Here is a 16,319-nt window from a genome sequence, read left to right as displayed (position 1 = left end):
ACAAACCGGACAGATTGTGTGCTACAAACCGGACATATCACGTGTTACTAACAGGAGCATTTCTTTTCCTTGACCCTGAATCAATTCCGCTGTAATATTCAAATATGGCATTTTCTTTTTAATTGGGGCTACGAGGCCGTTGAAAAGATAAAAGAATCTGAGATGATGAAAGAATGATTTGCTACACTAAAATCTGGTACTCCGGTGCACTATGAAAAGACTGACAATGCTAATGTTTCTTTTGTTGCCCCTTGTTTTGTATGGGGAAGATTTTCTGTTTCAGGGAGTTGTCAGGACAGTCCCTTTAGTCCGAATAAATCTAAGAATATTCTTTTACTACAGTGTGAAAACGAGGCGAGGAAGAATAAACTCGGGATATGGGCGCTGCCTTTAAGGAATCCGAGTAAAGAGTATCTAGCCTCTAAGGCAGGAAAAGAGGGCATAATCAAGAAATTCCATCTGTTAGAATGCCCGCATGCCAGACGGATAGATGCCAGGAATAAGGTAATCTTCAGTTCTATTGATGAGGCTTTGGATGATGGTTATCGCCCCTGCAGGATATGTAATCCACTGGAAAGACACAACCATTAGGTAAGCGTTCAGCCTTCGGCCTTCAGTTTTCAGCGAAAACAAAAAGATACCAGGGGTTACTGATCGCTGACGGCTGAACGCTTACGTTTATACTTATGGAAAGTGCTAAAAATGGCATATAAGTGGAAGGGTTTTTCTTTTGAAAGCTTTGCCGAGGCAGCAAACGCCTGGCTTTACTGGTGGAGTACAGAAAGGGCGGGGTGCCCCACTATGGCAGAAAACCTCACCTCCTGGATAAACGCTACTACTCCTGAAGAATGGAGGAAAGATGCACTTACCCACATTGAAGCGTATCATTGTGGAAGGTGCGGTTTCTTTATTCTAAAGCAACACCAAACAGTGGTAAAGCGGCTTTTAGAAGACATTAAAAAAGTGTAGTAAGCGTTCAGCCGTCAGCTCCGATTTTTTAATAGCGGTAGTAATCCGGTTTGAAGGGGCCGCCGATTTGAATACCAAGATAATCGGCCTGTTTGGGAGTTAACTTCGAAAGCTTGACTCCCAGGCGGTCAAGATGCAGTCTTGCCACCTCCTCATCAAGTTTCTTCGGCAGGGTATAAACACCAACTTTATATCTGTTGGCTGCCAGTTCAATCTGGGCGAGACACTGATTGGTAAAGCTGCAACTCATGACAAAACTGGGGTGGCCGGTGGCGCATCCGAGGTTGACCAATCGCCCTTCTGCGAGAACGATAATAGAATGTCCCGCGTTCATGGTCCACCTGTCCACCTGTGGTTTGATATTCTCTTTTTTACAGTTCTTCTCGAGATAATGTATGGCGATCTCGCTGTCGAAATGGCCGATGTTGCAGACAATAGCCTCATTCTTCATCTTTTCCATATGTTCACCCGTGATGACATCACAGCACCCCGTTGCGGTAACAAAGATATCCCCTTTTTCTGCAATATCCTCCAGCGTGGTGACCTCATACCCCTCCATGGCAGCCTGAAGGGCACAGATGGGATCAACCTCAACGATAATAACGCGAGCTCCAAGACCACGCATGGACTGGGCGCATCCCTTGCCGACATCACCGTATCCGCAGATCACGACGATCTTACCCGCAATCATGATATCTGTCGCTCGCTTGATGCCGTCAGCAAGTGATTCCCTGCAACCGTATAAATTGTCGAACTTAGATTTGGTTATCGAGTCATTGACGTTCATGGCAGGAAAGAGCAATTTACCGGCCTGGGCCATTTGATACAGTCTGTGAACACCTGTTGTCGTCTCTTCGGAAACGCCCCGGATATTTGCTGCCACTCGATGCCAGTGCTGCGGATCACGCTTAAAACTATAGCTGAGACGTTCCATGACAATCTGCATCTCTCTGTTCTCTTGTGTTCTATCAAGCAACACCGGGTCCTTCTCGACCTTGACACCCTGATGGACGAAAAGGGTCGCATCACCGCCATCATCAACGATCAGATCCGGCCCGGAACCATCCGGCCAGGTCAGGGCCTGTTCCGTACACCACCAGTATTCCTCGAGAGATTCCCCCTTCCAGGCGAAAACGGCTGCTGACCCTCCCTTGGCAATGGCGGCCGCCGCATGATCCTGTGTAGAGAAAATATTGCATGAGGCCCATCTGAGGTCAGCACCAAGCTCTCCGAGTGTTTCGATGAGCATCGCCGTTTGAATCGTCATATGGAGGCTACCCATAATCTTCAAACCCTTTAAAGGTTTTTGGGGACCGTACTTTTCTCGCACCGCCATCAGGCCGGGCATCTCGTTTTCGGTAAGTTCTAACTCCCTGCGCCCCCAGTCGGCAAGAGAGATGTCGGCAATTCTGTATTTTAAGTCCCTGTCAATCTCTTCGAATTTCATACGTCCCTCATCCCTGATTTTAGATTTCTCCATCCTTCAAACGGCAGCAGCCTGTCCCAGTTCTTCAATCTTATCTGTTTTCTCCCATGGATAATCATCGAGAAATAGTGTCCGGGGCAGTTTTCTATAGATGTCTCCATTGAGGAGATCAAATTGTTCGATCATGCCCCGGGGGGACAAATCAAAGAATTCCTTGATCAATACAGCCAGTTTTCTGTCGGATACAACACCAGTGCCAAAAGAATTTACATAAACGGAGATGGGCCTGGCAATACCTATGGCATAGGCCAGTTGAAGGGAACACCTCGTGGCCAGGCCAGCGGCGACGATATTCTTGACAACATACCGTGCCCCAAAGGCCGCAGAACAGTCAACTTTCTCCGGTGATTTGTTGACAATCGAACCGCCTCCTACCTGGGCGCCCGGATACCCTCCATAGAGCTGAACCACAATTTTGCGACCGGTTAATCCCGAATCAGCGGCGCTGCATGAATTGATGGCCTGCCATTCACCTGTGGGGTTGAACAGAAATTCGGTTTTTTCATCCACCCAACCCTTAAGGCAATCCATGGCCATCTGCCTGGCCTGTGGTTCTATACTGGATCTGAAACTCGGAGGAACATGGCGATAATCAATAGCGTTAGACATGAGAATGGTGGTCACCCGTAAGGGCGCCCCCTGATCGTCATAATCCACTGTCACCTGTCCCTTGCCATCCGGGGCGAATACAGGATTCCCACAATTTTCAAACGTCCTCATCAGCAGGCTTGCCAACACAAAGGGAAGGGGTAGCAATTCCGGTGTCTCATTGCAGGCAAATCCATAGATAATACCCTGGTCCCCGGCGCCAATTTCTTTATATTTACCGAGATTGGCCCGTGTACCTATATTGATATCCGGGGACTGGGGAACAATTGTATTGAGAACTCCCATGGAGTTCCCGTTAAGACCGAGGGCATAATCCCGATAACCTATAGACAGAACCGCCTCACGAACACACCTCTCGACATCCACATAGATCCTCGTATCAACCTCTCCACCAACGATACAGAGGCCCTTTCCTAAAAAAACCTCAATACCGCAATGGGGCATGGTATCAACGGTCATACCAATTTTATGCTCCTCATCCAGAATGGCAGCAATTACATTTGCCGCTATCGAATCAGCTACAATGTCAGGATGTCCTATCTTAACGCTCTCCGATGTAATTTGCATCTTTTTCTCCTTCCTTGACAAATTTAATTTTTTCCTTTTCCTCACTTTTGCCCACTTTCTACACCTTTGAACGGTTGGGTGGGGTAACAATACCACCGGAAATAATGAGTGTAAAAGCCTCTTCCACCAGCATGTCCGTATAAATCAACTCGTCTTCCGGCACCATCAAAAAAAATCCTGTCGTCGGGTTGGGTGCCGTGGGTATAAGTATGCTGATATAGTTGTCGTTATTTCCTACCCTGGTTTGAATCTCCCTATTGGGCCTGCCTGTTACAAACCCAATAGAATACATCCCCTTACGGGGAAATTCAACCAAAACAACCTTTTTAAAGCTCTGCTTTGTACTTTTAAACATACCATCGGCAATCCTTTTGATAGCTTGATAGATACCCCTTATAATAGGTACTTTATCTACAAGGCTCTCTCCCCACATGACGAGTTTGTTACCAAAATAACTCTGGGTTAAAAGACCACAGATAAAAACCAGAATTACCGTCACAATGATACCAAGCCCCGGTATGTGAAATGGCAGAAGTGTATCAGGCTGGTATCTTTCGGGGATAATCGTTAGGAGAGTATCCATCAGGTCTATAATAAAGATGAGGATATAAAGCGTCAATCCTATGGGGGTGATGACGGCAAGACCAGTTAAGAATATGGTTTTCAGTTTTCTCTTCAATACGTAAACAACCTCTCCGGCCGGATATGTAAACAACTAACAAAAAAAGCCGTTTTCAACAATACAGCCTATGTCATAAAAGTTTATGGTATTTTAATATTTGTCCCATTTTTGCCTGAACTTTTCTTTGACCTCGGGATTAAGCAGACCCACAGGCCATTCCCCCTTGAAAACCCGTGCCACTTCTCTTGCCGGACGGTGGGTAAGCTCCGTGAAAGCAGGTATGGAAAAATGACCGGAATGGGCGGTGACAATAAAGTTATCAAGTGTAAGCAACGGATCATCCGGTTTGATAGGTTCCGGTTCCGTAACATCTACCGCTGCTCCCATAATTATACCCTCTTTAAGGGCTGTATATAAGGCCTGTCCATCAACAATACCACCACGTGCCGTATTTACAAGGTGAGCAGTGGGCTTCATTTTTTTCAATTCTCTCAATCCCAGCAGGTGCTTGGTTTCTGTGGTAAGGGCGCTATGAACCGAGACGATATCTGATTCCCTGAGCAACCGATCGAGGTCCACTCGCTCCACTCCAAGTCCTGTAAATATTTCCTCGGGAATATAAGGATCATAAGCGATAATTCTCATACCGAAGCCCGTTGCTTTCGGAACCAGTGTCCGGGGGATACGACCAAACCCGACAAGGCCCAGGGTCTGTCCCTTTAACCGAGACATTTTAGGCCATATTTCCTTTTGTATATCGGGGTCAGGCTCGACCTTCCAACCTCCTCTCTTCACGGTCTCGTTCAAGGCGACGATCCTCCTGGTGCAGGCAAGAATAAGGGCCATGGCATGGTCTGATACCTCTTCCAGGCAGTAATCAGGCATATTAGCCACCAGGATGCCATGTTCAGTCGCGGCAGCCACATCCAGACGGTCATAGCCAATTCCCATACTCTGAATAAACCTGCATCTGGTCAACCTTTCCATTACCTTTCTCGAAAAGGGCTGGAAAGTAGCCACCCCTATTATCGCATCGGCATCGTGGGCCGTATCTATGACCTCCTCCTCAGTGAGACATAACTTCTTCACCACCTTAACATCCAATCCCTCCTCTCTCATTATCTTCTTGTAATCAGGTGCCGAGGGAATGTCGAAAACTTGCGCGACCTTAAAAACCATCTTTATTTGCCTCCTTAATAATGCTATTTGTTAAAATTCACTTTGCTCGCACTGAGCAGATAACATCTGAACTAAGCGGCGCGGCTATGCAGCGTTCACCAATCTCATCCGCCGTAACATCTATATCATACTGCGACTGCAACCCAAGCCAAAACTCGGCGGATGTTCCAAAAAACTTGGCCAGCCGGAGAGCTGTATCTGCTGTTATTTTCCTTTTTTCAAGGACAATCTCGTTTATTCTTCGAGCAGGTACACCAATATTCAAGGCAAGTCTATTTTGGCTCAGACCCACCGGCTTGAGAAACTCTTCCAAAAGAACTTCTCCAGGATGTACGGGGTGTAAATTATTTTTACCTAAAAGTGGCGAATGAAGCCCAATACCTTTTTGATATTCATACGTTACCAAATTTACCATTCACCCATGCGAAAAACTATTTCTAATGCTATCAATCAGTTATGGATGCAATGGCCAGTTTTAGGTTTCATGTTTCACTCCTCTAACGATAATCTGCTATTTCCACTTTATACGCTTCACCATGCCGCCAGATGAAACAGATGCGCCACTGTTCATAGATTCTAATGCCGTGTTGTCCTTCTCGGTCACTGCTCAGTTTTTCCAGTCTGTTCGCTGGTGGAATTCTTAAGTCATTGATATTTTTGCATTATTTTATCATTCGTAATTTCCTTAGCGCAACTTGCTGAATATCTCTTGGCATTTTTCGAGAAACTTCTCGACGATATATTTTTTCTGTTTCCTTGTCTTTAAAGGATTTTATCACTTTTAAACGCTATATTATATATCGTATTGCGTTAAACATCAAGCGTTACATTTTGAACATATCTTTGAGAGCTTTATCTTAGGAAATAAAAACAGCGTCCTCTGAGATGTGATATGGTGAAGTCAGCAAACAAAACCATTACACAAAGAAGGAGGACACCATGAGTAACGTAACAAAATTTGCTAAAAAAGTGAACAATCAAGTTCATGAATTGATGGAAAATATCCTGGCTATATGATCAGTCTGAACATCTTTTCGGAAATTTAGGGGAAAGACATCATCCAGAGACCAAAACTCCCAGAGGTGATTGATCACAGCACAGTCCAGATATCTATAGTTTCTCTCTACAAAAAGATCATCCCGGGTAGTGACAAATGCCTCTGGATATGATAGAGCCTTACAGATGGATTTGATTCTTATCGCCTCTTCATCAGATAAGGCGCCCAGATTGGAGAGGATTCGCCTCTTATTTTTGCCTTCTTCCCGGTAGGCTTCGGCTATGCTATAATAGTGATAAATTTTATCACCTCTACGTTTTTGATGGGTATGCAAATGAATATTTCTTGACATCGACTTTTCTTGTCTGTACGTAATTCAAAACGGCTAAAATCAAATAATGATGGTATTTCAATATGTTAGAACTTTCGCCCCTCCCTTAGTGGGAAACTTAGGATATAACAGGAGAGAAAAATGCCCAGTGTTTGTCTTTATTTCCAGGTTCATCAGCCATATCGCCTGAGGCACTATACCTTCTTTGATGTTGGTCATGACCATAGGTATGAGGATAGCGGAAAAAACCACCAGATCCTCAATAAGGTGGCAGAAAAATGTTACCTCCCGGCCAATGCGATGATGCTCGATTTGATAAAAAAATATCAGGGTAAGTTCAGGATCGCCTTTTCTATGACCGGTGTCATCCTCGATCAGTTTGAAGAATATCGGGAGGACGTTCTGGATAGTTTCAAGCGTCTCGCCGATACGGGATGTGTTGAATTCCTGGGTGAGACCTCTTACCATTCCCTTGCTTTCCTGTTTTCCCGGCGGGAATTCAGGGAGCAGGTCGCCCTGCATAAAAAGAGGATCCAGTCTCTCTTTGGTCAAACCCCGGTAACATTTCGTTACACTGAGCTCATTTATAACAATGAACTTGCAAAGATCATAGAAAAAATGGGATATAAGGTCATTCTCGCCGAGGGGGCGGATAAGATCCTCGGCTGGCGGAGTCCCAATTTTGTCTATCAACCGGCAGGGTGTATGAAGATGAAGTTGCTCTTGAGAAACTATCCCCTCTCCGATGATATTTCCTTCCGCTTCTCCAATCGGCAATGGGCCGAGTATCCCCTCCAAGCGGATAAATTTGCCCAGTGGGTCCATAGCATCAATGTTGCCGGAGAGGTCATCAACCTTTTTATGGATTATGAGACATTTGGTGAACATCAGTGGGAGGAAACAGGTATCTTCAAGTTCCTTCAGATGCTTCCCCGTGAAATCTTTAAACATTCTGACTTCAGGTTTCAGACCCCCGCTGAAGTCGCCCGGGACTATGATCCTGTTGCCCAGTTAGATGTGCCGGATTTCATCTCCTGGGCGGACGTAGAGAGGGACCTGACCGCCTGGCTGGGAAATTCGATGCAGAATGATGCCCTTCGCTCACTGTACAAGATGGAAAAAAAGGTCCGTCAAATGAAAGATGAGCATCTTCTCAAGACCTGGCGCAGGCTCCAGATATCGGATCATTTCTATTACATGTGCACCAAGTGGTTTGCCGACGGGGACGTTCATAAATATTTCAATCCCTATGGTTCACCGTATGATGCCTACATCAACTATATGAACATCCTTGACGACTTTTCCCGTTCTCTACCCGGGAAAAAGGAGGGTAATCCATGACAGAAAACAACAACGGTTATCTTTTTGAGGTTAGTTGGGAGGTCTGCAACAAGGTCGGGGGAATATATACAGTGATCACCAGTAAGGTAAGGGAAGCGATCCGTGTCTATGGTGATAACTATTTTCTCCTGGGACCGGACCTCAAAACCAATCTTGAATTCGAAGAAACCGACGAAGAATGCTGGGCAGAGATCAGGGAAGGCACGGCCATCAGGGAGATCCTCTGTCGCTTTGGCCGATGGAAGATACCTGGTGAACCAAAGGTCATCCTGGTAAGCTCCGGGGAAAAATACAATAAAGACCAACTTCTCTACAGTCTATGGGAAGACTATGGCGTAGATTCCATCGCCGGCGGATGGGATTACATCGAACCAGTGATGTTCAGCTATGCCTGCGGGGAGGTTATCGAAACGATCTATAATCTGCTGGCAAGACCTGAAGGTATTCCGGCTGTTGCCCAGTTCCATGAATGGATGACAGGGGCAGGTCTCCTCTGTTTGAAAAAGATGGTGCCGGAAATTGGCGCCGTCTTTACCACCCATGCTACGATCTTAGGGAGAACCCTTGCCGGTGCAGGGATGGATATCTACTCTACCATGGAAAATATCTCCCCCCAGCGGGAAGCAAGTACCCATAATATCACCGCCAAATATTCGATGGAAGTGGTGACGGCACGGGAGGCGGATTGTTTTACAACGGTTAGTGAGATAACCGCTTCCGAGGCAAAAAATTTTCTTGGCCGCTACCCGGAGATCATCACCCCCAATGGCCTGGATATGGACCGTATTCCAGACTTGCTAAAGGACAGAACACCTGCATTAAGAGCTAGGGAAAGGCTCCTGAGCGCTGCTTCAAAATTCCTGAGAAAAGACCTTCCTACGAACACAAAGATTGTAAACATCTCGGGGCGTTACGAGTTCCACAACAAGGGTATAGATATCTTTTTGAATGTCTTGGGACGTCTCGAAAAAGAGATGACGGAAAACGAGTCCCTCCTGGCCTATCTCTTTGTACTTAGCGGCCACACGGATCTGATCCCTTCCCTCCAGAGCGGCTACACAAGAGCTGAGACAGGAAATCCACCGATTACAACCCACAGGCTTCATTACGAGGCATCGGATCCTATTCTCGAAACCTGCGGCAGGCTAGGGCTCAGGAACATGCCACAGAACAGGGTCAATGTCATCTTTATACCGGCATACTTAACCGGTCATAATGGTCTGATCAACATGACCTATTACGAAGCCCTTTCTGGATGTGATCTGGGGGTTTTCCCATCCTACTACGAGCCCTGGGGTTATACACCTCTCGAAAGCGCTGCCTACGCGGTGCCTACCATTACAACCGATCAGGCCGGTTTTGGCCTGTTTGTCCTCTCCACTATCGGTGAAAATAAAGGTGTTATTCTCCTGAAGCGCAAAGGACAGGCAATGAACATCATCGAAGACCATCTGTACAGCATCTTAAAAGACTTTCTCACCTGGTCGGAGGCGGAGATACTTGAAAGACGGAAAATAGCCCAGCATGTGGCTCTGCGGACGAACTGGGAGGACTTCTTCGGCGCCTATCGGGAGGCATATGACAGGGCCTTAACGGTCGCCCGTGTACGTTCCGAAAAGCTTGTCTCCATTGGTTACCGAGAGGTGAAGCCCCCCATTACCCTTGTCGTATCTGTGCAGCCCCATTTCCGGATGTTTACCGCTATCGCCAATCTTCCCCCGAAGATTGAACGACTGAGGGAGATGGCCTACAATCTATGGTGGACGTGGAACCCCGAAGCTCTCGATCTATTTGCCATACTCGATACCAGGGCATGGACAGAGATGGGAAATAATCCGGCCAGGATGCTGGAGACAGTATCCCGGGAGAGGCTGCTGGTGGTGTCAGAAAACCAGAGCTATATGAACCTCTATACCCAGGTAATGCAAAAATTTGACGAGTACATGAGCGAAAAGTCCCCCTGTGCAAAGGTTGAAATCTCCGAAGAAATCAAGTTGTCATCACCGATAGCCTATTTCTCAACGGAATACGGCCTTCATGAGAGCATTCCGATCTATTCGGGTGGACTGGGTGTCCTTTCCGGTGATCACTTAAAGACTACCAGCGACCTCAATATCCCTCTTGTTGGTGTTGGTCTACTTTACAAGAACGGCTATTTTAAACAGGTTATTGATAACAATGGCGTGCAGATGGCGGAGTATCTGGAGAACGACTTTTCCAATATGCCTGTCCAGATCGTACAGGACGACAGGGGAAATGAGGTTCAGATCTCCCTTGAACTGCCGGGACGGGCCCTTTTTGCCAACATATGGGAAGCCCGTGTGGGACGTGTTTCGCTGTACCTCCTGGATACGGATGTACCCAGAAATACCGCTCAGGACAGAAAGATAACGGAACGCCTGTACTGCGCTGACCAGAGAATTAGGATAGAACAGGAGATCCTCCTCGGCGCCGGCGGTGTCAGGTTGTTAAAAAAGTTGGGTATCAAACCATGCGTCTATCACCTCAACGAGGGGCATTCCGCTTTTCTCCTGTTTGAACGTATCTCAGCCCTGATGACGGAACAAGGGCTTTCCTTTGAAGAGGCCTGTGAAGTGGTGCGGAGCAGGACTGTCTTTACCACCCACACGCCCGTTGAGGCCGGGCATGAGAGATTCAGCAGGGAGTTGATGGAACATTACTTCTCCGGTTTTGTCAAGCGTACCGGTATTTCCTGGTCGCAGTTCTGGGAATTGGGACGAAAGGAAAGCGGTGAGGATAAGCCTTTCTTTATGACCATTCTCGCCCTCAAGCTGACCCAGATGAGCAATGCGGTAAGCCGGATCCATGGCCGGGTATCACGCCGCATGTGGCGTGATGTATGGAAGGGCTTTCACGAGACCGACACCCCGATTCGCCACATCACCAATGGCGTTCATGTGATGTCTTATATGGCGCCGAGGATGAAAGAATTGTTAGAGACTTATCTCGGAGTGGACTGTGGGACAATGATCTCGGATCCTGGAGTCTGGGCAAGGATCCAGGAGATACCCGATGCCTTATTGTGGCGCATAAGACATGGAATTAAGCAAAAAACTATTGAATTTTTAAGTGATTATATTTCCAGAAACTGGGAAAAGTACGGTTACACGAAGATGTGGCAGGAAGAACTGTTTTCCAGGATCAACCCTGCGGCCCTGTTGATTGGATTCGCCAGACGATTCGCTCCTTACAAACGTGCCGATCTTCTGTTGTCTGACCTGGAGCGCTTGGACAGGATCTTGAATCATCAGACGCGTCCCGTTCATATCATCTTCGCGGGAAAGGCCCATCCGAACGACGAGATGGGAAAAACGCTGATTAAAAAGGTTATTGATGCCTGTAAGGACAAAAGATTCATAGGAAAAATGTTCTTTATCGAGGATCATGACATCCGTGTTGCCCGTCATCTTGTTCAGGGAGTTGATGTCTGGCTGAATACCCCCCGCAGGCCTTATGAAGCGAGCGGCACCAGTGGCATAAAAGCCGCAGTGAATGGGGTACTCAATCTCAGCATCTCCGATGGGTGGTGGGCCGAAGGTTATGACGGAACTAATGGCTGGACAATTGGATCTGTGGAGAAGGGGTACCTGGAAGATACGGTACATAGCGACGAGGAAGACAGCAGGTCGCTCTATTCACTCCTCGAAAATTCCGTGATTCCCACCTTCTACGACCGGGAAGTATCAGGGCTACCCGAGAAATGGATCGGTATGATCAAAAGGTCAATGCAGACCCTGGTGCCGAAGTTCACTTCCGAGAGGATGCTCCTCCAGTATTACCAGGAAATGTACATGCCCGCAGTGAGGAGGGCGGGCAAGCTAAGGGAAGACTCTTACAAACTGGCCAGGGAACTTGCCGACTGGAAACTTAAAATTCCCATGCGGTTTTCCTCTCTCAAAATATTAGATGTTAATATTGGGGGCATCCATGGAAGTATCGTTCTTGTCGCTCAGCCGCTGCTTGTCGAGGTAAGGGTTGACCCTGGTGGACTGGAACCAGAGGAAATCTTAGTCGAGATGGTGATCGGGAAAAAAGAAGGAAACGATTTTGCCGGTAATCCGGAATGTGTACCCTTGAAAATTGTGAAGAGGGAACCAGACGGGGTTCTCACCTTTTCCGTCGCGTACGTTGTTCGGGAGAACGGATCTTACCGCTACGGGATCCGGGTGATGCCTTATAATAAAAATGCCCTCTACCGGCACGAGGCAGGCCTCGTCCTCTGGGGGTGATTTTATATTTTTTCCACGACGTGCTTAATTTTTTTACTTTCCACCAGTTCTAAGAACAACTCGCCCAGGGGGGCAGAGTGTTTCACAACCTGCCGCCAGTTTTTCGTTCGTCGGGCAGGGTCATCGAGAAAAATCACAAAATCATCTCTATCCGGTATCTTTCCTCCCGGCAATTTCTCGATAAATTCCCTGGAAGGGTACACCATTAACACATTTTCAAGAATATCGGCTGCCGGACGACGATAGTTGAGCTTCTTATCCAGCCAGCCGGGTATGAGCCGTTCCTGATGGTGAAAAAAGAGTATTGTTTCATCGTCTTTTGCCGCATAATTATGGCTCAAATGGTAATCTGTCAGTCCCCCGTCCCGGTAAACACCCCTTGGCGCGCCATAGATATCTCTGACACCAGTAACAACAAGGGGAATGGCACCGGATGCCAGGACAACATGCTTGAAATTGATTTCACTTAGGGGAATATACTGACCCCGGAAATCATCCCGGAGGCAGAAATAGGGGGGTTTTGGTCCATTATAAAACACGACACGTTCGGCAAATCCATACAGGAAAGAGCGGTTTATCGCGTTCAGAACAAAACAGATCCCGAGACCGAGCTGCTGCACCCATTTTATCTTGGAAGCCACAAGGTGTCTTGCCCGGGAGGTGATGATTGCCAGGCGATACTTCTTGTTAGCGAGGGCAAAGGGGAGGGCGTCGTCTTCGAGGTAAGCATTTACAACATCACTTAGGGACTGCAAGAGAGTTGCAGGTTTATCTTTTCTTTTGAAGGTCAGGGCGATATAGGCTTCCAAGAGGGCACGGTAACTCTTTTCCGGCTCCGGTTGCAGCCAGGCAGCAAACCGCCATGCGCCAGACGATGAGCCGACAAGAAGTACTGGCTTCTTTTGCCCGAGCACGTCATTTTGTAATAATGTAAGATCGAAGCCACTGGCGATAAGCCACCGGGGACCTACTGCCGGTCCGACATAGGTTGTGACATGGTCTAAATTAAAACCACCGTCTTGAATAATCTGATAGGCCCGTTTACCTGCCTTGATACGGATACCGTCCATCGCTTCGATCCCCCGTAACAGGGTTCAGGGGCCAGGATTCAGGGTATCCCTAATTCCCAATTTCTGACCCCTGACCCTATGCCCCCTAACTCCCGTTAAAAACTTGACACAACTTTATACGTTCTGTAAAATAACTACAACAATGGATATTCTTTTCGTCGTTGCCTGATACATGATTTCTTCTTCAGGAAATTGTGATTCATATACAAAGATCGTTTGATTTGTCAATGCTTGAATGTTTGCTGAAAAAGCCGGTTACCCCCCTCGTTAAGGGGGTACATTACGATTGAAGGAAGGAAAGCCTATGGACATCAAGTCCCAGATGATTGAGCTGGCAAAAAACGCGAGAAAGGCGGCTGTTACCCTTTCTCACGTATCCTCCGAGACAAAAGACAGGGCGCTGATTGCCATGGCGGAGGAGCTCGTCGGGCAAACCAATTATCTCATCAGGGAAAATATGAAGGACCTGGAACATGCCAGACAGGCGGGTCTCTCCGGGGCCATGATTGACAGGCTCACCCTCAAAGAAGCCACCGTGGAGGGTATTGCAAAAGGTTTGGGTGAAGTTGCCGCTCTGCCCGATCCGGTGGGGAAAGTGACCTCCATGTGGCGAAGGCCCAATGGTCTTGTTGTCGGGAGGATGAGGATCCCTCTCGGTGTTATCGGGATTATCTATGAATCGCGTCCCAATGTTACGGTAGATGCTGCCGCCCTCTGCCTGAAGTCAGGAAATGCCGTCATTTTAAGGGGTGGATCCGAGGCGATACATTCAAATATCGCTATTGCCGACATCCTCAAGGATGTCCTGAGAAAAGAGGCGTTGCCCGAGACGGCCATCCAGGTAGTTTCGATAACTGACAGAGAAGCCGTTTATGAGATGCTGCAACTTGAGGAATACATTGATCTGATCATCCCAAGAGGGGGGGAAGACCTGATCAGGGCCGTGGTAAATCAATCGCGAATTCCGGTCATCAAGCACTACAAAGGGGTCTGCCACATCTTCATTGATGCCGCCGCCGATCTCGAGATGGCCGTAAAGATATGCATGAATGCAAAAACCCAGCGTCCGGGGGTCTGTAACGCCATGGAGACCCTTCTGGTTCATCAGGATATTGCAGATAAGTTTCTGCCCATGATGGCGCAGCATTTCTGGAAGGCTGATGTTGCCCTGAGAGGATGTGAAAGGACAAAGGCCATCCTGCCGGATATTGAGGAGGCGACCGAGGACGACTGGTACAGGGAGTATCTTGATCTCATCCTGTCAATACGTATTGTGAGCAACATTGACGAAGCCATTGCCCATATCGAAAAGTATGGTTCCCTCCATACGGAGGCCATTATCACCCGTGACTATGACAATTCCCAGCGTTTTTTAAGTGAAGTCAACTCCTCCACCGTTCTGGTCAATGCCTCCACCCGTTTCAGTGATGGCTTCGAATTGGGTCTTGGGGCGGAGATAGGCATCAGTACGACAAAACTGCACGCCTTTGGCCCCATGGGATTGGAAGAGCTGACAACCACCAAATTCATCATCTATGGAAATGGACAGATAAGGACATGAAATGGGGGTTGCTGGGAGGCACTTTCGATCCGATACACCTGGGTCACTTAAGGTGTGCCGAGGAGGTCCTCGAGATATTTGCTTTGGACAGGATCATCTTTATTCCAGCGGGAAGGCCACCCCATAAAATAGATGCCTGTATCACTTCTTTTTACCATCGCGAACATATGATAAGGCTTGCCATAGAGGGAAACCCGGCATTTTCATTCTCCGATGTGGAGAGTCGGCGCAAGGGTAAATCTTTTTCGGTGGAAACGGTTGATTACTTTCTGAAGAGATACTCAGAAGATCTCGATTTATACTTTATCCTGGGGCAAGATGCCTTTTGCCAGGTCCAGACATGGAAAAATTGGGAAGAACTCCTCCTGTCGTGCAATTTTGTAGTTATGAGAAGACCTGGCTATGAGGATGTAGGACTATCAGAAGTTGTACCCGCCGCGATTGCCTCCCAATTTACATACGACGAACATGTGAAAGGGTTTAAAGGACCTACCGGGCGGATTATATATTTCCAGGAAGTGACTCTACTGGACATATCGGCAAGCGATATCAGGCGAAGACTGAAAGAAAGAAAATCAATCAGGTATCTTGTTCCCGATGCCGTCTGCCATTATATCTTTCAAAATTCTCTTTACGGAGCATAGAAAATCTGTTATGATAATATAAAAATTGCACCTCTCCTTTCGTAGGAATCCTCCTGCGGAGGGGCTTCCTCTTTAACTTGTTTCTAAGAGGGGTGAGATTATCGTGTTATATAAATTAAGGTATAATAATCTCTTGACTCTTTGTAAAAGCAACTATATAATAAGCGGAAAGTTTTACGATACTGAAAATTGGCTTCAGAAAGGGTGAATTCGCAGAATCAGCAGAGCTGGACCGAAGATTCGAGACCTTTGAAAAACTGAAAATTGGCTTCGTGAAGGGCGAATCAAAGATTTTTTCGGGGAGGGGGGCTCTGCCATCGCAGCGAAGTGCCCGCCAGGGCGGCTGTTTGAAGGCGAAGCCTGGGTTTTTCCTGGCAGCGAAACTAAATGATGCATAATCGTCAAAAGATTTTGAAGCCCTGATGAAGTCAATTTTCAAAGCTCTCAAGATTTTATTGGGTGATCACGAGATTATTTCAACAAGAGTGAAGGGTATAAATTGTTCTTGACAGAGAAGAAAATTTAATTATAATAATATTAGGTTCATTTCTTGGTTCTTTGAAAGTTGAATAGTGGGATAATTGATTTGTGGGTTCTTTTCGTTACTTGTAAAAGCGGGGAGAGAAATCTCTGTGATAATTAAAACTGGAGAGTTTGATCCTGGCTCAGAACAAACGCTGGCGGCGTGCCTAA

Annotated in this window: 14 protein-coding genes; 6 read left to right on the top strand and 8 right to left on the bottom strand. The window is 47.1% G+C overall.

Annotated features, from left to right (window positions below):
- Positions 1–204: 204 nt before the first annotated feature.
- Positions 205–591, top strand: a complete 387-nt coding sequence (locus QMD03_08580; GenBank protein ID MDI6777272.1) for an Ada metal-binding domain-containing protein — start codon at positions 205–207, stop codon at positions 589–591.
- Positions 592–702: 111 nt separating this feature from the next.
- Positions 703–969, top strand: coding sequence for a hypothetical protein (locus tag QMD03_08575; protein ID MDI6777271.1), 267 nt, complete (start codon positions 703–705; stop codon positions 967–969).
- Between the two features lie 28 nt (positions 970–997).
- On the opposite strand, the gene ahcY is transcribed toward QMD03_08575, so the two are convergent.
- The 7 genes from ahcY to QMD03_08540 form a co-directional block, all read right to left on the bottom strand.
- Positions 998–2,416 carry an adenosylhomocysteinase gene (gene ahcY, locus QMD03_08570; GenBank protein ID MDI6777270.1) on the bottom strand — a complete coding sequence of 473 codons (1,419 nt, stop codon included), beginning with the start codon at positions 2,414–2,416 and terminating at the stop codon, positions 998–1,000.
- A 36-nt stretch (positions 2,417–2,452) separates the two neighbouring features.
- Positions 2,453–3,631, bottom strand: coding sequence for a methionine adenosyltransferase (metK, locus tag QMD03_08565; protein ID MDI6777269.1), 1,179 nt, complete (start codon positions 3,629–3,631; stop codon positions 2,453–2,455).
- Between the two features lie 58 nt (positions 3,632–3,689).
- On the bottom strand, positions 3,690–4,310 hold the full coding sequence (locus QMD03_08560; GenBank protein ID MDI6777268.1) for a DUF502 domain-containing protein: 621 nt from the start codon (positions 4,308–4,310) through the stop codon (positions 3,690–3,692).
- Positions 4,311–4,403: 93 nt separating this feature from the next.
- Positions 4,404–5,432, bottom strand: coding sequence for a C-terminal binding protein (locus QMD03_08555; protein MDI6777267.1), 1,029 nt, complete (start codon positions 5,430–5,432; stop codon positions 4,404–4,406).
- Between the two features lie 37 nt (positions 5,433–5,469).
- Positions 5,470–5,847 carry a HigA family addiction module antitoxin gene (locus tag QMD03_08550; GenBank protein ID MDI6777266.1) on the bottom strand — a complete coding sequence of 126 codons (378 nt, stop codon included), beginning with the start codon at positions 5,845–5,847 and terminating at the stop codon, positions 5,470–5,472.
- Positions 5,848–5,929: 82 nt separating this feature from the next.
- Positions 5,930–6,085 (bottom strand): type II toxin-antitoxin system RelE/ParE family toxin, encoded by a 156-nt coding sequence (locus tag QMD03_08545; GenBank protein ID MDI6777265.1) that lies wholly within the window; start codon positions 6,083–6,085, stop codon positions 5,930–5,932.
- 330 nt (positions 6,086–6,415) lie between these two features.
- Positions 6,416–6,781: a hypothetical protein gene (locus QMD03_08540; protein ID MDI6777264.1), complete on the bottom strand. Its 366-nt coding sequence runs from the start codon at positions 6,779–6,781 to the stop codon at positions 6,416–6,418.
- Positions 6,782–6,901: 120 nt separating this feature from the next.
- On the opposite strand from QMD03_08540, the gene QMD03_08535 reads away from it, so the two are divergent.
- Positions 6,902–8,101: a glycoside hydrolase family 57 protein gene (locus QMD03_08535; GenBank protein ID MDI6777263.1), complete on the top strand. Its 1,200-nt coding sequence runs from the start codon at positions 6,902–6,904 to the stop codon at positions 8,099–8,101.
- Positions 8,098–12,351 carry an alpha-glucan family phosphorylase gene (gene glgP, locus QMD03_08530; protein MDI6777262.1) on the top strand — a complete coding sequence of 1,418 codons (4,254 nt, stop codon included), beginning with the start codon at positions 8,098–8,100 and terminating at the stop codon, positions 12,349–12,351. Before QMD03_08535 ends, glgP begins: the two co-directional genes overlap by 4 nt.
- Positions 12,352–12,353: 2 nt before the next feature.
- Here the strand turns inward: glgP and QMD03_08525 are convergent, their stop codons facing one another.
- Complete coding sequence (locus QMD03_08525; GenBank protein MDI6777261.1) at positions 12,354–13,421, bottom strand: hypothetical protein; 1,068 nt, start codon at positions 13,419–13,421, stop codon at positions 12,354–12,356.
- 304 nt (positions 13,422–13,725) lie between these two features.
- Here QMD03_08525 and QMD03_08520 point away from each other — a divergent pair, with 304 nt between their 5' ends.
- Together QMD03_08520 and nadD are read left to right on the top strand one after the other, a co-directional pair.
- Positions 13,726–14,982, top strand: coding sequence for a glutamate-5-semialdehyde dehydrogenase (locus tag QMD03_08520; GenBank protein ID MDI6777260.1), 1,257 nt, complete (start codon positions 13,726–13,728; stop codon positions 14,980–14,982).
- Positions 14,979–15,626: a nicotinate-nucleotide adenylyltransferase gene (gene nadD, locus QMD03_08515; GenBank protein ID MDI6777259.1), complete on the top strand. Its 648-nt coding sequence runs from the start codon at positions 14,979–14,981 to the stop codon at positions 15,624–15,626. The genes QMD03_08520 and nadD overlap by 4 nt, the downstream gene beginning before the upstream one ends.
- The last annotated feature ends 693 nt before the right edge of the window (positions 15,627–16,319 follow it).

This window comes from Syntrophales bacterium (assembly GCA_030018935.1).
In the GTDB taxonomy this organism is placed as follows: domain Bacteria; phylum Desulfobacterota; class Syntrophia; order Syntrophales; family CG2-30-49-12; genus CG2-30-49-12.
Note: the sequence above shows the minus strand (reverse complement) of the source record. Positions and strands in the feature narration are given on the sequence as shown.